Genomic DNA, 16,539 nt, shown 5'->3' with positions numbered 1-16,539 from the left:
CGAACGATCTCTCGATGGCGACGGTGATCAGGCCGTACCGGGACGATGACTTTGAAACGGTCATGGCGATCGAGCGCGGCGAGGACGGTTCGGATTACCAATCGGCGGTCTTTGTCAGGCAGGCTGGGGTGCTCTACCCGCAGACCTTTTTTGTCCTGGAGCACGAGGGTACGGCCGCAGGCTTCACCGTCGGCGGGGGCGTGCAGGGGGATGGGGGGCGTGCGTGGGTGCTCCGCCTGAAGGTGAGGGAAGATCTCAGGGGGCGGGGCTTCGGGCGCCGGCTTCTCTCCTGCCTCCTCGACGCCCTGAAAGATCGCGGGGTTGCAGAGGTCCTCCTGAGCGTCTCGCCGCAGAATCTCCCGGCGGTCGGGCTCTACGAGAGCGTCGGGTTTGGTGTGGCCAGAATAGAGGAGGGCTATTTCGGCGAGGGCGAGGACCGTCTGCTCATGCGCCTTCCCCTGCCTCAGTAGCGCGGCCCGGCGAGCGCTTCGAGTTCCTCCCTGATCACGCGTCTGAGGGTCTCCTCAAGATCATGCCGTTTCTCCTTTTTTTTGGCCGCCTCAAGAGCGGTATGCATGGCCCTGATCCCCTGCGACAGGTTCGGACCGTATTCAAGGGCCAGAGCACACGCTTCTTCGTCAATGCGGACGACTTTCGAGGGCATGTTACAGCATGTAACATGCCTGCAGATAAACATTACAATTTGTTACACCAGGAGGGGACGGCCGTTGCGCCCTGTAATGGGGGGGGCGGTATCGAGGGATCCCTCAACGGCAGGGGGTTTTGCAGAGGCCGAAAACTCTCAGAACAGACGGCCCCCACCGTCCTCCTTTATCAAGGCCCGCGCGCGGGCCTTGAAGATCATCCCGAGGATGCACGTTTCCGGCTCGGTTAAGAATGGCCCATATAGGGAACCGCTCCACTGCTCTGTGGAAGTGTACAGAGTGATTGCATACAGAACCAGAAGTCGAAAAAGCGCACGAGAACGCATGACGATCCGGCTGTCAGCATGTTGCGGCGGCGAAACGGCGGAGCAGGGCTGATGGCGGAGAAACCGGCGACCTCGCTCGGCCCGGTCCCCCTCCTCGAGGGGATCGCCCTCTCGGTCGAGGCCGGGCCTGAGGGGTGGGTCACGTCGTTTGAGCGGGGCGGGGAGACGATCGCCGAAGACCGGTCGGCCGCCCTGCCCTGGATCGATCCCCGCGCCCCCGGGCGGCTGACAAACAGGCTGCACGAGGCGGTCCCCCTCGACCGCAAGGCGATCAGGGCCGCCCTCCTGGAGGTCTTCGAGACGGTCAGGTCCTCGCCCGACGCCGGCGCCCTGGTCTCCGGGCCGGTCGCCCGCGTGATCGGCGAGACGGCGGCGGTCTCGATCGAGGAGAGCGACCCGCCGGTCTACATCGTCGATCTGGCGGACGGGGGGCGCCTGATCTTCCAGAACCGCGAACTCGCCGACCCGCGGCCGGCGACCCTGAACGAACGCTGGCTTGCCGCCCACCCGGGAGACGCCCTCGACGCGAACGGCCGGGATTTTAAGACGGTCAGGGACTACTGGTTCGGGATCGCCGAACGGGCCGAGCCCTCAGGGGCCGGGTCGCAGTGGGAGCCGGTCGCCGAGGCCCTGCAACGGACGCTCTCCACGCTGCCGACGAGCACGGAACGGGAAGGGCTCCTCAGGTACGGCCTGTACCTCGAAGAGCGGCCCGAGGGTTCGGCGGTCCTCTGGGTGGCGAGCGGGATCATCGAGAGCGTGCTCAGGGACCGCGGCCGGTCCATCATGGACCGGACCTTCCCCGAGTTCCTCAGGCAGGACGGCGCCCTGGTATCGGGGTCGCGCCGGTTCAGGGTCGGAGAGGTGTTGTGCCGCGCCTGGGGGTTTGATCCGGGGTTCAGGCCGGAAAACACCGGGATCACGGTCTTTGAGAATCTCATCGAGGAGGCCCGCCCATGATCCGGGATGCCCCCTCTGTACCGCACGCGAGGGAGAGGCCTGCACGAAAACGTGCGAGGATGTTTTTACCCGGTACAGGTGGAACAGGCGGATCACCTCGACGCATATTCGATAGTATGCGAATCGGATACCCAGGTGCATGGTTTTTCTGTTCCACCTTCGGATCGTGCATCCCGGTACACCCGGAACAGGTGCTCTCCTGTACGGGACCGCGACCCGGGACGATGCAGAAAAGAGAGGAGCCTTCAACCCTCGCGCGCGATCGATGGAGGCGGTCTGCATGACGGCCGACCTGATCCGGTGGCGGGGCGGACCGGGCGCCGGGAAGTCTTCGACCCTGATCGAGTACTGCCGGACCGAAGCGGCCGCCGGGGCCGGGACCTCAGACCTGGCAGTGATGACCTTCTCCCGCTCGCAGGCCGCCGACCTGGCCGCCCGCCTGCACGCCGCGGTCTTTCCCGACGCCGACGCGAGGGCGATCGCGGCGATGTGCACGACAATCCACGGTGCGGCCCTCAGGCAGTGCCTGGCCGCCGGCCTGATCGAGAGCCCGCGTGAGCAGGTGCTCCAGCCCGGCGACCGGAAAAAGGCCGGGGTCTACCGGACCTTCATGGATGCATACGCTCTCGCCTTCGACCCGGCGATCGGAGCCGACGACGAGGAGGAGCGCACCCGTTCCGACCTCCCGGTCGGCAACCAGGTGATCGCCCTCGCCGCCTACCTCTCGGCGACCCTGCGCCCGCCCAAAGACTGGCGGGAGGCGGCGGCCGCCCTGGGGCTCTCGGTCCCGGGGTATGCCTGGCCTATCGAAGACCTCCTCGACGCATGGTCGGCATATAAAACCGAACGCGGCCTCTTCGAGCATGAGGACTACGTGCGCCTGGCCCTCGACCACGAACTCCCCCCGCCGGCCCGGGTCCTGGTCGTGGACGAGTACCAGGACGTTTCCCCGGCGCAGGACGCCCTGATCCGGCAGTGGGCCGCCCGCCCGGAGACCTGCCGGATCTATGTGGCCGGGGACGAGGACCAGTCGATATACGGGTTCCGGGGGTGCGATCCCGCACTCTTCCTCACCATCGACGCCGAGGACCGGGGGGCGACCGGGCCGGCGTCCCGCCCGGTCTCGCACCGCTGCCCGTCCCGGATCATGGCGGCGGCCGAGACGATCCTGAGCCGCCCGGCGAACGTCTCCCCGTGCGACCGGGACGGGCAGGTGCACCACGTCTGCCCGGGGACGGCCGAAGGGCTTGCCCGGCAGGTAGAGAACGCGATCGCCTACGCCCGCACCCTGCCGGGAGAGCGCCATCCGGTGTTTATCCTCTCCCGCTACCGGAAGGGGGCCGGCAGCCTCGCCCATGCCCTCTCTGCCGCGGGCGTCCCGTGCAGCGGGATCAGGGCCGGCCGGGTGCGGTTCTGGACCGGGGTGCGGATCGGCCGGGACCGGGGCGCCCTCGAGACCGTGACGGTCAGCCCGTGGACCCTGACGCGGGCGATCGCCCGGTACCTCGCCGGGTGCGAGATCGATCCGGTGCCGACCGTCGAGGCCGAGGCCCTGGTCCTCTCGACTCTCGACGGGCGGGAGCGGACCGCCGCCCTCACCGCCCTGCGGATCAGGGCAAAGCAGGGGCCGGTGCGGATGGGCGATCTCTATGCCCTGACCGGGGGGCGGCAGGGGGTGCGGATCTTCGACGCCCTGAACCTGCGCCCCTGGATCGTCTCGCAGATCCACGCATGTCTCGCCCGGGAGCGGCAGCGGGGCTCAGAGATCCCGCCCGATATGGTGCGGGTGGACACGGTCCACGCCGCAAAAGGGCTTGAGGCGGCGGTGGTGCTCCTGCACACCGGCTACCTGAAGAACCGCCTGGACGACCTCGCCGACCCGGTGCGGCGGGCCGAGGAGCGGCGGGTCTATTATGTCGGGGCGACCCGCGCCTCCCACGCCCTCCTCCTCCTGGATTTCGGGGAGGGGCCGGTCTGCCCGGTGCTCGCGGGGGTGGCGGCGTGAGGGAGCTCATGGAGGACGCCTGCCGGTTCTTCGAGCGGCACCTGACCGGCGAACACCGGGCCTTTCTCCTCGCCCGTTACGGTTTTTGGCCGGCTTTTTCAGAGAGGGCGCGGATCGGCTACGCCCCGGCCGAGGGGGCGGCCCTCATCCTGCACCTGATGGACCGGGGATATGGCGGGGAGGAGATCGTCGGCTCAGGCCTCGCCGTGCGGTGGGAGCGGGACGGCCGGACGGGGGCCGGCGATCACTTCAGGGGGCGGATCGTCTTTCCCTACCTGGACGGCGAGGGAAGACCGGAGTATTTCATCGCCCGGGCGACCGGCGAGACCCCGGCGCACGGCGACCGGCCGCCGGCGAAGTACGTGAAACAGATCGTCACGGAGACCGGGCCGAGAGAGCCGATCTTCGGTGCCTGGTCGGTGATCGACGGCGCCCCCCTGATCGTCACCGAGGGGATCGCCGACGCCCTCGCGGTGCTGCAGGACTGCCGGCCGTGCATCTCGCCGGTGACGACGCGGTTCAAGCGGGAGCGGATCGAGGCGGCGGCGGCATGCTGCCGGCGGGCCGGGGCGGTCTACGTCGTGATGGACAGCGAGGAGAGCGGGGCCGGGATGGCGGGGGCGGCGAAGACGGCGCACGCCCTCCTGGCGCACGGGATCGAGCGGGTGTATATCGGGACGCTGCCGCGGCCCGACGGGATCGAGAAGGTGGACGTGAACGACTATCTCCGGGAGGGCGGCGACCTCGCCCGGGTCCTTGCGGCGGCGGTGCCGGCCGCCGAACACCCGGGCGTGCGGGAGGAGCGGCGGCAGGCGATCCTGGCCGGGGTGGCGAACCTCAGGTCGGCCGTCCCGCGGCAGGGGAAGAAGGGCGGCGGCGATCTCGAGGACCTGAAGCGGTGCATGCCCTCCCTTTCCGCCTACACCGGGATCGCCGCCGGGCGGAGGGGGGCGCACCCGGTCTACGGGTCGACGCACGGCGACAACTTCGCAGTCTCGGCAGACGGCGAGACCTGGACCTCGTTTCACGGCGGGAACGAGGCCGGGAAGTCAGGGAACCTGCTCAAACTGATCGCCCTGGAGCAGGGGTTTCTCGGTGACGAGGGGATGCCCCTGCGGGGGGAGGCGTTTTTGCGGACGGTGGGGTATTGTCGGGGGCGGTGGGGGTGAGGGGGGGTGGAGCGGTTGGAGAGTGATGATGGATAGGGGCGCCAGAGGCGGGATGAGGGGGCGAGCCCGGCTCTGCGAGGGGTGTTATGCGCGGTTGGTGCGGGCGTGGTAGTTTTGTTCCCGGGTGATTCCGGCTGTTGGGGGCATGGAATCAAGCATCATGGGCATAATTAATTGTTGAATTTCGATAGCGGTGCAATATATAAATAATATGAAATTCTAACTTCTCAAAGACCCCCATGTCGTGCGGACTCACCGAAGAAACCCTCTTTATTCTTAATATACTCTATAAAAACAGAAACCTGAGATCAGATAGAGGATATCATTCTGAGAAACTGAACAAACTATACACGAAAAAATTTTCTGGCCGGGACCACCCTTCATTTAGAGATGCCATTAAAATACTGCTGAAAAAGGGATACATTACAACAATTAAGAAAAAAGAGGACAAATACTATATTTCTGACATCAATAAAGCACAATTGGCACTGTATAACCATGGATTTACTACCGAGAATTGCGATTAACTCCTCCCTGCCATCAGATACTCGCTCCCGACTGCCCTCTTCCCCTCGCTGTTCAGCCGTTTCCTTCCTGAACCCCTGCATTTAGAGGGTTTTTTGGATTTTCTCGAGAGCTATCGCTCGGCAGCTTGCGCTTTGAGGGTAAGAAGTTGCCTGAAGTTGAAATTCATGCAGGAGAAGATGTTCTTGACGTGCACTCTGGCAACCGTCGTGACCATGAGGTGGCCTGCATGGAACACCCGCTTGATCACGGCAAACGGTCGTTCCACCAGCGATCGTGTTCTGCTGATGGCCTTGTTCCGCCGGTTCTCCTTGATGGAGAGGGGATGGTTGCGAACGGCCCGGTGCATGGTCTTGTCCATAGATGCCTGCGGTTTCACCCCAAAATAGCCTTTATCGCGATAGACCGTCTCACCTTCCCGGGAGAGATCGATCCTGCTGTCATGGAGTGACGCCGTGGTGGTCTCAATCCGGCGGATCAGCTGACTGTCCTTGTCGAGCAGGATGTGAAGTTTGTACCCGAACTGTGACTTCGAGCCCTTCTTGGCCCAGGTGCCGTCGCGGCTGCGCCGCGTCTCTGCCTGATCTCCCCGGGGCGTGCCGGCAGGAGCATGCCCGGGATCGGCGGTGATGAACGTCGCGTCCTGCATGACACCGCGTTTGATGGCGAGCCCTTGTACTTCGAGTTGCCGCTGGAACTCATCCCAGATCGCGGTATCCTTCCCGGTTTGCGCCAAGCGTTCCCGGAACAGCCAGACCGTCGACCGATCCGGAATGGTTTCCGGATATCCCAGGAAGTGACGGAACGAGATCCGGTCGGTCGCCTGACGCTCCAGTTCGGGGTCAGACAGGCCATACCACTGCTGAAGCACCAGCAGCCGGATCATCAGAACGACGTCATAGTTCGGACGGCCGCCTCGCCCCTCGGCGTTGGTGTAGAGGTCAGCAAGGAGAGGGCGGAAGGCATCCCAGTCGATCAGACCGCTGACCTCACCCAGCCGATCACCCAGAGCTGCAAGGCTGGCATATTCGTGGTGGATCGCGAAATTGGTAAACGTGCTCATGGGAAAAAGGTCGATCCGGGACTATAAAGTACTTTGGGTGAGGTGGGGTTGTTCGAAATTCTCTACCCTCAAGGGCCTGTAACATTAACCATGGGAACAATGCAAAATATTTTTATCACATGTGATAATATGATTTATCACTACGCAGTATGTATGCGTCTGTCTGCATCGTCACCATTGCAGGGTGACTGAATGGACTGATTGATCAAAATCCAACCTTGAGATAGATATGACTCGTCCCTTTGAAGGGGTGTTCGGGAACACCTGTGAATTAAGACTTCTTGAATTCCTGTTGCCACTCGAGGGCATGGCGTTCAACATCACCGAACTCTCGGAAGAAGCAGGCGTAAGCCGGGTCACGGTCGGGCGGGTGGTGAAGAAGTTTGTCGAATGGGGCATCCTCACCGCCACCGATGACCATATCCCCCAGTACTCCATTAATCCGGCGTCGCCGATCGTCCGGTCGCTTGAGATCATGAACAATTCGTTGATCGGTCGGATGCTTGGTGACGAAAAGGTCCAGGAGATCCGGGACTCTATCCTCGAGCACACTCCAGCGGCCAGCGCTCTGGAAATGGATACCTCAAACGACCCTGCATGGCCGTACTGCCCGGAGATGCCAGAGCCCGGCATTGGATGGGGAACAGGAGACCCATGCGGCGCCAGCGGCTCCGGCCCTCTCTACCCCATCTCTCCACCTGCAACGGCAGATGACTACAATAACGAATTTCCAGGATATATCCAATAGGAGGCGAAATGATGTCACGGGATGATTTCTTCAGAAAAGAACTGGTCGCAGAGTTGCGGCGTGTAGAATTATCTATGAGAAGGGAGGAGAAGGTCGAGAAAAAGATCTACTATCTTTCCGCAGCATACGGGATCACCAGCCGTACACTCAGGTATTCCTTTACGGAAGATTATCTGCTGGCGGATTTTGTTCTGAATACCTCGTATAACGGACTGATGGAACGCTACAAACGCATCCGCTCGGGAGATGCAACGGTCGAACTTCAGCCGATTCATTTTGAACGCATCCAGGACGGCCTGAAGATGCTTGCAGATGCGTTTGAATCCGGCGATTCAATCCTCCTTTCTCTGGAGCAGATCCTGGCGGCGATGTATGCAACGACCGGGCCGGGGAATTACCTGCGTGAGAAAGGGCTTTTGAAACTGTAATTCTTTTTTTTGTTCCGCCGCAGACTCTTGGGGGGGGAGTCCGGGGCAGGTGCCGGCAGGACGCTCACGCCCGAGGGGCTCCGTGCTCCGAATGCCTTGATTCTGCACAATCCCCTCCGTGCAGAACCGCTGTTTCTGACCCGCTATATCGAGAAGGCCGACACCCCCGATATGGTCGACCTCTGTGAGCGGGCCGGGCCTGTGTCCCCGGCGTTCAGGCAGGGGGGCGGGAGTGCGGGTTTTGGCGCCCGGGTGATCGGGAATGTGTTCTGGGTGGCGTACGGGGCGGTGACGGGAAACCCGTATGTGGTGGTGATGTTCGGGTTTTACTGGGTGATGGCGGTGGTGGGGGTGGTGAATGCGGGTAAGGAAGGTACTTAAAAAGAGAGTGAGCCTTATTCCCTCAGATACTTGCCGCCGACCGGGACGAACCTCTCGGGTTTCTGGACTGTTTTATACCGGCGGACCGCTTCGAGTTCGAGCGCTATCCAGGGCTTCCGCTTCCCGTCGCCCTTCCTGACCCGGACGCCCTTCCATCGTTCCTGGTTCCGGACGTAGGCCTCTGCTTCCTCCCGCGTGAGGAAGACGGCGTCGCCGAAGGTCTCGAAGAAGGTGAGGGGGTCGTCGGTGATGATGACCCGCTTGATCCTGGCCTCGCCGACATAGCCGGTGTCCTCGTGGGACTGGTAGAAGACGAGTCGCATGCCGGGCTTGAGTTCTTTGAAGACGGTGGCGGGTTTGATGAGGACGGTTTTGCCGCCGTCGAAGAAGCGGGGCATGAAGGGTTTGGGGATGGGGAAGGTGGCGCCGGTGATCGTGGTCATATGGTTCCTCTTTTTCTGGCGGGATAGATTAAGGTCGCGGATTTATTTGTGCAGGAGGTGCTTGCACACATTACGTGGTATCACATGGTCACGCTGCTCGATGACGTGAAGGATACGGTGCGGCGCGAATGGCAGACGCACTCGTTTGCCGGGGCATGGCCGGACCCTGAATTTGTGCAGCGGGCTGCTGCACATATGCCCCGATCTTACACCCGCGTGATCCTGGACATACTCTATGGGCAGGCGGAGCGGGAGCGGTCTATCCGGGGGACGATCTAGAACGGGTGATCGCGGAGCGTGAACTGGAGCAGAGGGGGAGGTAAGTGTGATCAGGGAGAACTGTTCTCACCTCCCGGGTCAGTCCCGCGGCGTCTCTGCCGCTTTCATGATGGAGGCGTGGTCTTCTTCGGGGATCGCCCGCATCGCCTGCCCCCTGATGTGCCCGGACCACTGCTTTTTGTTGGTGATGAAGGCGAGATGCGGGATCAGGGGCTTGAACTCCACCGAGGGGTCGAAGACCTCGATCGTCTTCACCCTGATCCTGAGGGGGAAGACCTCGGCCCCGAGTTTGGGCGGCGCAGTGAAGATCGGTTTCGCGTCCTCATAGACCTCCGAGGTGATCTCGAAGCATCCGGTGATCGCCGGCGGGAGGGTGGTGTCCCTGTCGATCACCTGCTGCCCGACATAGACGAGGAGGGTGTCGCCGGGGCGGGTCTTGCTGATCTGGTTGATGGCGCGCTTTGGGACGCCCCAGAGGTGTTTTTTGATCGTGACGTCTGAGTTTGTGCGGTTGGAGATGGCGAGCCAGCGGGTCATTGCATGGCATTTTCCATCTCTCTGGCAAAAATGTATCGGACCTGCCTCACAAAAGAAAGGAATGAACCCGTTTGACAAAATATTTCTCTCTCTGTCCGGAGTATTACTTACAAACAGAGACATCACCATGAAACAGACCGCCCTTCCCACCAAAACGCACGAACCACAGCGACCAACTGGTGTCACCCTCGGCTTTGAGTCCAAACTCTGGGATGCAGCCGACAAACTCCGCTCCAATATGGATGCGGCGGAGTACAAGCATGTCGTCCTGGGTCTGATCTTCCTGAAATATATCTCTGATGCATTTGAGGAGCAGAGTGCACATCTCTGGCAGGAGGTCAGCGATCCGGCGAGCGAGTGGTATGTGGCCGAACCTGAACAGCGGTATGAGGTGGTGGAGGACCCGGATGAGTACCGTGCCGAGAATGTCTTCTGGGTCCCGAAGGAGGCGCGGTGGTCGCATCTGCAGGATAATGCCAGGTCGCCGAAGATCGGGGTGCTGATCGACGATGCGATGGTGGCGATTGAGGGGTGCAACCCCTCGCTGAAGGGTGTGCTCTCGAAGGATTTTGGCCGGGCGAGTCTGGACAAGCAGCGCCTCGGTGAACTGGTAGACCTTGTCGGAAGCATTGCGGTCGGGGACCGGGAGAGCAGGTCGAAGGATGTGCTCGGGCGGGTGTATGAGTACTTCCTTTCGCAGTTTGCGAGTGCCGAGGGGAAGAAAGGCGGGCAGTTCTACACGCCCCGGTGCATCGTCAGGACGCTGGTGGCGATGCTCGCCCCGTATCAGGGCCGGATATACGACCCGTGCTGCGGGTCGGGGGGGATGTTCGTCCAGAGCGAGGAATTCGTGGAGGCGCATGGCGGGCGCCGGGACGACATCAGCGTGTACGGGCAGGAGTCGAATGCCACGACCTGGCGCCTGGCGAAGATGAACCTGGCGATCCGGGGGATCACCGGAGACCTCGGGAAAGAAAATGCCGATAGTTTCCTCAACGACCTGCACAAGACCGTCAGGGCTGACTATATTCTGGCAAATCCCCCCTTCAACCTGAAGGACTGGGGGGCGGAGCATCTCCAGGGCGACGCCCGCTGGCGCTACGGCATCCCGCCGAAGAACAACGCCAACTTTGCCTGGATGCAGCACATGATCCACCACCTCACGCCGACGGGACAGGCGGGGATCGTGCTGGCGAACGGGTCGATGTCCTCGAATACCTCGGGCGAGGGGGAGATCCGCAAGAACATCGTCGAGGACGATCTGGTGGACTGCATGGTCGCCCTGCCCGGACAACTCTTCTACACGACGCAGATTCCGGCCTGCCTCTGGTTCCTCTCGCGGGACAAGAAGAACCATTCCTTCCGCGACCGCCGCCGCCAGGTCCTCTTCATCGACGCGAGAAAGATGGGCGTGATGACCGACCGCACCCACCGGGACCTGACCGACGAGGATATCGAGCGGATCGCCGGGACCTATCATGCCTGGCGGGGGGACGAGGGTGCGGGTGAGTACGAGGACGTGCCCGGTTTCTGCCGGAGCGTGACCGTCGAGGAGGTGGCCGAGCAGGGGTATGTGCTCACGCCTGGGCGGTATGTCGGGGCCGGGGAGGTCGAGGACGACGGGGAACCGTTTGAGGAGCGGATGGAGCGGTTGACGGCTGAACTGCAGGAGCAGTTCGTCGAGTCGGCGAGGCTGGAAGGGGAGATCAGGGAGAACCTGCGGGGGATCGGGTATGTCCTCCAATGATCTCCTCCCTGCCGATTACCCGGCCCTTCTCTCAGACCTGAAGGTGCGGATCCGCGAGGCGCAGGTCCGGGCGGTGCTCCTGGCGAACCGCGAACTGATCCTGCTCTACTGGCAGATCGGACGGGAGATCGTGGTGAGGCAGGAGCAGGAGGGGTGGGGCGCAAAGGTGATCGACCGCCTCTCTGCCGACCTGAGGAGGGAGTTTCCCGATGTAAAGGGGTTTTCCCCGAGAAATCTCAAGTACATGAGTGCGGTCGCACGGGCGTACCCGGACGAGGAATTTGTGCAGGAGGTGCTTGCACAAATTACGTGGTATCATACGGTCACGCTGCTCGACAAGGTGAAGGACCCGCTCCGGCGCGAGTGGTATATCCACAAGACTATCGCGAACGGGTGGTCGAGGAACGTGCTCGTCCACCAGATCGAGAGCGGGCTTATCGAGCGTGAGGGGCGGGCGGTGACGAATTTTTCGGCGACTCTCCCGGCGGAGCAGTCTGACCTCGCCCTCCAGACCCTGAAGGACCCCTATGTCTTTGATTTTCTCCAGATGGGGGAGAAGGTGCGGGAGAGCGAACTGGAGCGAGGGCTTCTCGACCACATCCGCGAGTTTCTCCTGGAACTCGGCGTGGGGTTCGCGTTTGTGGGGAGCCAGTATCACCTGGAGGTCGGGGGCCAGGACTATTACCTGGACCTCCTCTTCTACCACTTAAAACTCAGGTCCTATGTGGTGATCGACCTGAAGGTGGGTGAGTTCATCCCTGAGTATGCAGGGAAGATGAACTTCTATCTCTCGGCGGTGGATGACCTCCTGACCCACTCCTCGGACAACCCGAGCATCGGGATCGTGCTCTGCAAGGCGAAGAACCGCGTGATCGCCGAGTACGCCCTGCGGGATATGGCGAGGCCGATCGGGGTGGCCGGGTATGCGCTGACCTCGGCGCTGCCCGAGGAGATGGCCGGGAGGCTGCCGACGGTGGATGAACTGGAGGAAGAACTGGAGCGGGGGGAGGAGTGAATGGGGATATGTACTCTGTGCCGGTCGTGGGTGCGATCTGATGGGTGCGTCAGGTTGCAGGGCGGCGTTCATTCGGGTCTTTCTCTGTGTGGTGCGTGATTTAGGGTATGTAACTAGTATGTAACTGGCCGGTGATGTATGCGGAGACATGGAGGGTTCCAGAATAGTCGTTCTCGTCAATGGATTGATTTAACGGGAGTACAATATTGATAAATCTGCAATTACATTCTTATGATTAAATAGAAATATACATCATACAAATTGAATGATTAGATCATATTAGATTCCTAATTGATTATGGGGAGGTAATAGCGTGGATAATGAAAGGGATATTGAGACGGATTTAAAGTTAAGCTCTGGGGATTATGTTCACAAAGGAGTCAAAGTAGCATTATCTGCTATTCCGTTCGTAGGTTCCCCTATATCTGAGTTTTTTTCAGTTGTTATAGCGCCACCTCTTGAAAAAAGACGAACTGAATGGTTAATAGAAATATACCAGAGATTACAGTATTTAGAAGAAACTGTTGTGGGATTAAAGATAGAAAGACTTGCTGAAAATGAAAATTTCATCAGTACATTGTTCTATGCTACAACAATTGCGATGAGAACACATCAGCATGAAAAAATTGAAGCTTTGAGAAATGCGGTCACAAATACTCTAATAATGCCTGATGTAGATGCGAATCTGCAATTAATTTTTATAAATTTCGTTGATCGATATACTCCCTGGCACTTGATTATTTTGAAGTTCTTGGACGATCCGCGTAAATTTGGTGAGAATCGAAAGATAAAGTACCCTAACTGGTCAATGGGAGGATCCGCCACGGTGTTAGAACATACATTTCCTGAGTTAAAGGGGAGGAGAGGGTTTTATGATCAAATCGTGAATGATTTGTATTCGAATGGACTCATAAATTCAGATTCATTCCTTCACACTACAATGACAGAACAGGGGATGTTTGCTTCAAGCCCAAACACCGCATGATTTAGGGCACATACTCTCCCCTATCCGCTTCTTTTCCCGAACGCCCCCAGCAGGATAGAAAGATCCATATATTATATTCCCTAATATTGTATCATATGGACGAGTGGGCTCGCGGGTGGCTGGAAGACCAACGCCGGAAGGGCGAGAAGTGCCTTGAGATCAAGTACATCCAGGACAAACCCTACGTCTACCGTTCGACAAGCGTCTACGACAAAGCGAGCAAATCCCCCCGGAAGGTGAGCACGTACCTCGGCCGGCTCACGAAAGATCATGGCCTGGTACCCAAAGGTGCGCGAACGCCAACCATCCAGCCCTGCACCATCCACGAATATGGCAACGCTGCCCTGCTGGAAGAAGAGTCCAGTGACCTTCTCCCCATCCTGAAAGACGCCTTCCCGGGCCACTGGCAGGAGATCGTCGCCCTCACCTTCACCCGGATCTCCGGGTACACGCCGCTCTCCCGGGTCAATGATGCCTGGGAGAAACTCAATAACGGCCTTGAGATCGCGCCGTCCTGCGATCCCCGCGCTCTCTCGCGTACGCTCACCGCGATCGGCGGCGATCGTCATGCCCAGCAGCAGGTGTTCCAGTACCTCTCCTCACAATCGAACCGGCTCATCTACGACCTCTCGTTCATCTTCTCTTCCTCCGACACCGTAAACCTGGCAGAGTTCGGCTACAACGCTGAAGGGGTCTGGCTGCCCCAGGTGAACATTGCACTCTTCAGCGCCATGGATACCGGCCTTCCGGTGATGATCCGCGCCCTGCCGGGTTCGGTCAGGGATGTCTCGACTCTCGTTGGATCCCTCGCCGAGATCGCAGCACCAGGAGGCATTCTTGTCCTCGATCGTGGATTCGTCTCGGAGAAGAACGAAACAGCCCTGATCGAGGCGAAGATCCCGTTCGTCCTCCCGCAACGCCGCAATAGCACCAGGTACGAGATCAGGATCCATCTCACCGACCACTTCTTCTACCACAAACGGCTGATCCATGCCGGTAAAAGGGAGATCGACGGACTGACACTCTATCTCTACGAGGATGCCGACCTGAAGGTCGAAGAGGAGAAGACCCTCTACCGCCTGCTGGAGGAGGGAGAGATCGATCGGGAAGCGCTGAACGTGAGGCTGAAGCGTGCGGGCCGGATCCTGATCCTCTCCTCGGTGAAGGCGGAGCCCCAGGAGATCTACCAGATGTATAAGTCGAGAAACCTGGTCGAGGACCATTTTGCTGCGTTCAAGAGTTTGATCCAGGCAGACAAGCTCTACCTCCGGGACGCAACGGCGGTGTTCGGCCATGTCTTTGTCGGGTTTCTCTGTTTCTATCTCTACTGCCGGATCCTGAACCGGATCAAGAGGACGGGGATAACGGCGCATCTGTCGCCGCAGGGGCTGCTGCTGAAACTCTCAAAGGTGTACGCGGTGGGAGCGGGGGAGGAGAGACGGATCACCGAGGTGCCGAAGGGGGTGCGGAAGATCGCGGAGAAACTGGAACTCGATATATTCCCTAATGCGTGAGGAGTTTGGGGTCCGGGTGACAACCTGCGCACGAGCGCATGTGAAATATCTCTTCTCGTGTCTTTCATTCAACCTGAAACAACTGCTGACGATTGAACGACAGACTGCTTGAGCGGTAGCTATCTTTCGTGAGAGAAAAAGGAGGGATAATAGAGGGAATTGAGAGGCGTGACGTAAAAATCCCGGGAATTCAACGAGGAATCGGGGAGTGAAGACCGATCTTTTGAAAAATGAGGGGGTTGATCGAAGTCCTCGAATAACTGCGACACGTACTTCATGTTGAAATCACATAATGAACATCAATAATGTCTTTAAAAATTAGAAATGAATTCACTATGTGCGTTTTGCCCTGTCGGTGATATAATGCCTGATAATACTACATTTGTTACCAAGTTCCCGCAGACTAAATTTAATGTAATATCATTATTTTCCGGGGCGATGGGCCTTGACCTTGGCTTAGAATGTACAGGACGATTTGAAATAATCGCCTGCGTAGAAAAAGAGAAGGTTTTTTGTGACACAATACGTCTGAACCAGGAAAAGGGTCGCCTATCCAAAGATCTGAAAATATTTGAGGGAGATATTCGGAATATCAGTCCACAAGAGATATTGGACGCGGTCGGCCTCAGGCCCGGAGAAGTTGATCTTATCGCGGGGGGTCCACCATGTCAGTCCTTCAGTACTGCTGGTAAGAGGGGTACCGTTCAAGATCCTCGTGGAACCCTCTTATGGGAGTATTTACGTTTCATCAAGGAGATACAACCCCGTTTCTTCCTTATGGAGAACGTAAGGGGGCTGATGTCCGCTGCCCTGAGGCACAGGCCCATCGCAGAGAGGCCAGAAAATGGAGGAGCACCACTTGAAGACGATGAACAACCAGGATCAGTTGTCCGTCTTTTTGCCGAGGATTTGAAAAAGATTAATGGTCATTCCTATTGCTTCGACTGTTTTGAGGTAAATGCTGTTAATTATGGGGCTCCTCAGATCCGTGAGAGGGTTCTGTTTATTGGGAATAGATATAATACTCTAGTAAATTTCCCGGATCCGACCCATGGCTCTCGCCAGGCAAATTATGGTCAGAGTAAACTCCCCGGCCCAGAGGATCAAGAACTTAAACCTTGGAAAACTCTCAGAGATGCAATAGGATATTTGAAGGAGGAAGATCCAGTTATACTAGATTTCAGCCCTCGAAAAAAATATTATCTCAGCAAAGTACCAGAGGGTTCAAACTGGCGAAGCCTCCCTATTGAGGATCAGAAAGAATCTATGGGGAAAGCTTGGTATGCGAAAGGTGGCAGATCAGGGTGGTGGAGAAGGTTAAGTTACGACCTCCCTTGTCCTACATTGTTAACGATGCCCAACCATGCTTCAATGGCTCTTTGCCATCCTCAAGATGTCCGTACACTAACACTCCGAGAATATGCGAGGATTCAAGAGTTCCCTGATGATTGGGAACTGGTTGGAACGGTGGCCCAACAATATGCTCAAGTCGGAAACGCTGTCCCTGTCCGTCTTGGCAAGGTTGCTGGCGAAGTAATAGTTTCGTACCTAGAAAAACTGAAAGTAAGGGACTGGCAACCATATCCTGCTCGAAGTGAAAATTTCAAAATCACATATATTCAATCTCACGTCAGAACCCGTCAGTGGTATAAAAAAGGAGAAACGATCGTATGGGAGGATGGAAAGCAAAACGGAGGGGCTAAATATTCTCAACCGAAAACCAAACGTAAGAACCGCAGTATGTCTTAG

At 58.7% G+C, this 16,539-nt stretch carries 17 protein-coding genes; 13 read left to right on the top strand and 4 right to left on the bottom strand.

All coding sequences use genetic code 11. The features are described from left to right. The first annotated feature begins 14 nt into the window (after nucleotides 1–14). A complete protein-coding gene (locus HWN36_RS00545; RefSeq protein ID WP_176787392.1) occupies nucleotides 15–470 on the top strand; it encodes a GNAT family N-acetyltransferase in 456 nt (151 codons plus the stop codon). On the opposite strand, the gene HWN36_RS00540 is transcribed toward HWN36_RS00545, so the two are convergent. Beyond that, a complete protein-coding gene (locus tag HWN36_RS00540; protein WP_176787391.1) occupies nucleotides 464–664 on the bottom strand; it encodes a hypothetical protein in 201 nt (66 codons plus the stop codon). The two genes, HWN36_RS00545 and HWN36_RS00540, sit on opposite strands and share 7 nt — an antisense overlap. Nucleotides 665–1,042: 378 nt before the next feature. On the opposite strand from HWN36_RS00540, the gene HWN36_RS00535 reads away from it, so the two are divergent. From HWN36_RS00535 to HWN36_RS00525, 3 genes are all read left to right on the top strand, one after another. Continuing rightward, entirely contained in the window at nucleotides 1,043–1,951 is a 909-nt protein-coding gene (locus HWN36_RS00535) for a hypothetical protein (RefSeq protein ID WP_176787390.1), read from the top strand. A 166-nt stretch (nucleotides 1,952–2,117) separates the two neighbouring features. After that, nucleotides 2,118–3,956 carry an ATP-dependent helicase gene (locus tag HWN36_RS00530; RefSeq protein ID WP_343044894.1) on the top strand — a complete coding sequence of 613 codons (1,839 nt, stop codon included), beginning with the start codon at nucleotides 2,118–2,120 and terminating at the stop codon, nucleotides 3,954–3,956. After that, on the top strand, nucleotides 3,953–5,125 hold the full coding sequence (locus tag HWN36_RS00525; RefSeq protein ID WP_343044893.1) for a toprim domain-containing protein: 1,173 nt from the start codon (nucleotides 3,953–3,955) through the stop codon (nucleotides 5,123–5,125). Before HWN36_RS00530 ends, HWN36_RS00525 begins: the two co-directional genes overlap by 4 nt. 637 nt (nucleotides 5,126–5,762) lie before the next feature. Here the strand turns inward: HWN36_RS00525 and HWN36_RS00520 are convergent. Continuing rightward, on the bottom strand, nucleotides 5,763–6,713 hold the full coding sequence (locus HWN36_RS00520) for an IS5 family transposase (protein ID WP_176787388.1): 951 nt from the start codon (nucleotides 6,711–6,713) through the stop codon (nucleotides 5,763–5,765). A 229-nt stretch (nucleotides 6,714–6,942) separates the two neighbouring features. Between HWN36_RS00520 and HWN36_RS00515 the strand changes: the two genes are divergently transcribed. From HWN36_RS00515 to HWN36_RS00505, 3 genes are all read left to right on the top strand, one after another. Next, on the top strand, nucleotides 6,943–7,461 hold the full coding sequence (locus HWN36_RS00515; protein WP_176787387.1) for a winged helix-turn-helix domain-containing protein: 519 nt from the start codon (nucleotides 6,943–6,945) through the stop codon (nucleotides 7,459–7,461). An 8-nt stretch (nucleotides 7,462–7,469) separates the two neighbouring features. Continuing rightward, a complete protein-coding gene (locus HWN36_RS00510) occupies nucleotides 7,470–7,889 on the top strand; it encodes a hypothetical protein (RefSeq protein ID WP_218133165.1) in 420 nt (139 codons plus the stop codon). A 171-nt stretch (nucleotides 7,890–8,060) separates the two neighbouring features. Then, on the top strand, nucleotides 8,061–8,270 hold the full coding sequence (locus HWN36_RS00505) for a hypothetical protein (protein WP_176787385.1): 210 nt from the start codon (nucleotides 8,061–8,063) through the stop codon (nucleotides 8,268–8,270). Nucleotides 8,271–8,284: 14 nt separating this feature from the next. On the opposite strand, the gene HWN36_RS00500 is transcribed toward HWN36_RS00505, so the two are convergent. Further along, a complete protein-coding gene (locus tag HWN36_RS00500) occupies nucleotides 8,285–8,713 on the bottom strand; it encodes a DUF365 domain-containing protein (RefSeq protein ID WP_176787384.1) in 429 nt (142 codons plus the stop codon). Between the two features lie 84 nt (nucleotides 8,714–8,797). On the opposite strand from HWN36_RS00500, the gene HWN36_RS00495 reads away from it, so the two are divergent. Further along, a complete protein-coding gene (locus tag HWN36_RS00495; RefSeq protein ID WP_176787383.1) occupies nucleotides 8,798–8,992 on the top strand; it encodes a hypothetical protein in 195 nt (64 codons plus the stop codon). A 78-nt stretch (nucleotides 8,993–9,070) separates the two neighbouring features. Here HWN36_RS00495 and HWN36_RS00490 read toward each other — a convergent pair whose 3' ends face one another. Then, nucleotides 9,071–9,529 carry an EVE domain-containing protein gene (locus HWN36_RS00490; RefSeq protein ID WP_176787382.1) on the bottom strand — a complete coding sequence of 153 codons (459 nt, stop codon included), beginning with the start codon at nucleotides 9,527–9,529 and terminating at the stop codon, nucleotides 9,071–9,073. 61 nt (nucleotides 9,530–9,590) lie between these two features. On the opposite strand from HWN36_RS00490, the gene HWN36_RS00485 reads away from it, so the two are divergent. From HWN36_RS00485 to HWN36_RS00465, 5 genes are all read left to right on the top strand, one after another. Further along, nucleotides 9,591–11,276, top strand: coding sequence for a class I SAM-dependent DNA methyltransferase (locus HWN36_RS00485; RefSeq protein ID WP_246269796.1), 1,686 nt, complete (start codon nucleotides 9,591–9,593; stop codon nucleotides 11,274–11,276). Next, complete coding sequence (locus tag HWN36_RS00480; protein WP_176787380.1) at nucleotides 11,263–12,291, top strand: PDDEXK nuclease domain-containing protein; 1,029 nt, start codon at nucleotides 11,263–11,265, stop codon at nucleotides 12,289–12,291. Before HWN36_RS00485 ends, HWN36_RS00480 begins: the two co-directional genes overlap by 14 nt. Before the next feature lie 313 nt (nucleotides 12,292–12,604). Then, nucleotides 12,605–13,276, top strand: a complete 672-nt coding sequence (locus tag HWN36_RS00475; RefSeq protein ID WP_176787379.1) for a hypothetical protein — start codon at nucleotides 12,605–12,607, stop codon at nucleotides 13,274–13,276. 95 nt (nucleotides 13,277–13,371) lie between these two features. After that, nucleotides 13,372–14,790, top strand: coding sequence for a transposase (locus HWN36_RS00470; protein ID WP_176787378.1), 1,419 nt, complete (start codon nucleotides 13,372–13,374; stop codon nucleotides 14,788–14,790). Nucleotides 14,791–15,153: 363 nt separating this feature from the next. Then, nucleotides 15,154–16,539 carry a DNA cytosine methyltransferase gene (locus HWN36_RS00465; protein WP_176787377.1) on the top strand — a complete coding sequence of 462 codons (1,386 nt, stop codon included), beginning with the start codon at nucleotides 15,154–15,156 and terminating at the stop codon, nucleotides 16,537–16,539.

This window comes from Methanofollis tationis, from assembly GCF_013377755.1.
Taxonomy (GTDB): domain Archaea; phylum Halobacteriota; class Methanomicrobia; order Methanomicrobiales; family Methanofollaceae; genus Methanofollis; species Methanofollis tationis.
Note: the sequence above shows the minus strand (reverse complement) of the source record. Positions and strands in the feature narration are given on the sequence as shown.

What these genes read in the sequence shown, in the direction of transcription:
- HWN36_RS00545 (WP_176787392.1), top strand. Translation starts at nt 15, where the DNA reads ATGGCGACGGTGATCAGGCCGTACCGGGACGATGACTTTGAAACGGTC.
- HWN36_RS00540 (WP_176787391.1), bottom strand. Translation starts at nt 664, where the DNA reads ATGCCCTCGAAAGTCGTCCGCATTGACGAAGAAGCGTGTGCTCTGGCC.
- HWN36_RS00535 (WP_176787390.1), top strand. Translation starts at nt 1,043, where the DNA reads ATGGCGGAGAAACCGGCGACCTCGCTCGGCCCGGTCCCCCTCCTCGAG.
- HWN36_RS00520 (WP_176787388.1), bottom strand. Translation starts at nt 6,713, where the DNA reads ATGAGCACGTTTACCAATTTCGCGATCCACCACGAATATGCCAGCCTT.
- HWN36_RS00515 (WP_176787387.1), top strand. Translation starts at nt 6,943, where the DNA reads ATGACTCGTCCCTTTGAAGGGGTGTTCGGGAACACCTGTGAATTAAGA.
- HWN36_RS00510 (WP_218133165.1), top strand. Translation starts at nt 7,470, where the DNA reads ATGATGTCACGGGATGATTTCTTCAGAAAAGAACTGGTCGCAGAGTTG.
- HWN36_RS00505 (WP_176787385.1), top strand. Translation starts at nt 8,061, where the DNA reads ATGGTCGACCTCTGTGAGCGGGCCGGGCCTGTGTCCCCGGCGTTCAGG.
- HWN36_RS00500 (WP_176787384.1), bottom strand. Translation starts at nt 8,713, where the DNA reads ATGACCACGATCACCGGCGCCACCTTCCCCATCCCCAAACCCTTCATG.
- HWN36_RS00495 (WP_176787383.1), top strand. Translation starts at nt 8,798, where the DNA reads ATGGTCACGCTGCTCGATGACGTGAAGGATACGGTGCGGCGCGAATGG.
- HWN36_RS00490 (WP_176787382.1), bottom strand. Translation starts at nt 9,529, where the DNA reads ATGACCCGCTGGCTCGCCATCTCCAACCGCACAAACTCAGACGTCACG.
- HWN36_RS00485 (WP_246269796.1), top strand. Translation starts at nt 9,591, where the DNA reads ATGAACCCGTTTGACAAAATATTTCTCTCTCTGTCCGGAGTATTACTT.
- HWN36_RS00480 (WP_176787380.1), top strand. Translation starts at nt 11,263, where the DNA reads ATGTCCTCCAATGATCTCCTCCCTGCCGATTACCCGGCCCTTCTCTCA.
- HWN36_RS00470 (WP_176787378.1), top strand. Translation starts at nt 13,372, where the DNA reads ATGGACGAGTGGGCTCGCGGGTGGCTGGAAGACCAACGCCGGAAGGGC.
- HWN36_RS00465 (WP_176787377.1), top strand. Translation starts at nt 15,154, where the DNA reads ATGCCTGATAATACTACATTTGTTACCAAGTTCCCGCAGACTAAATTT.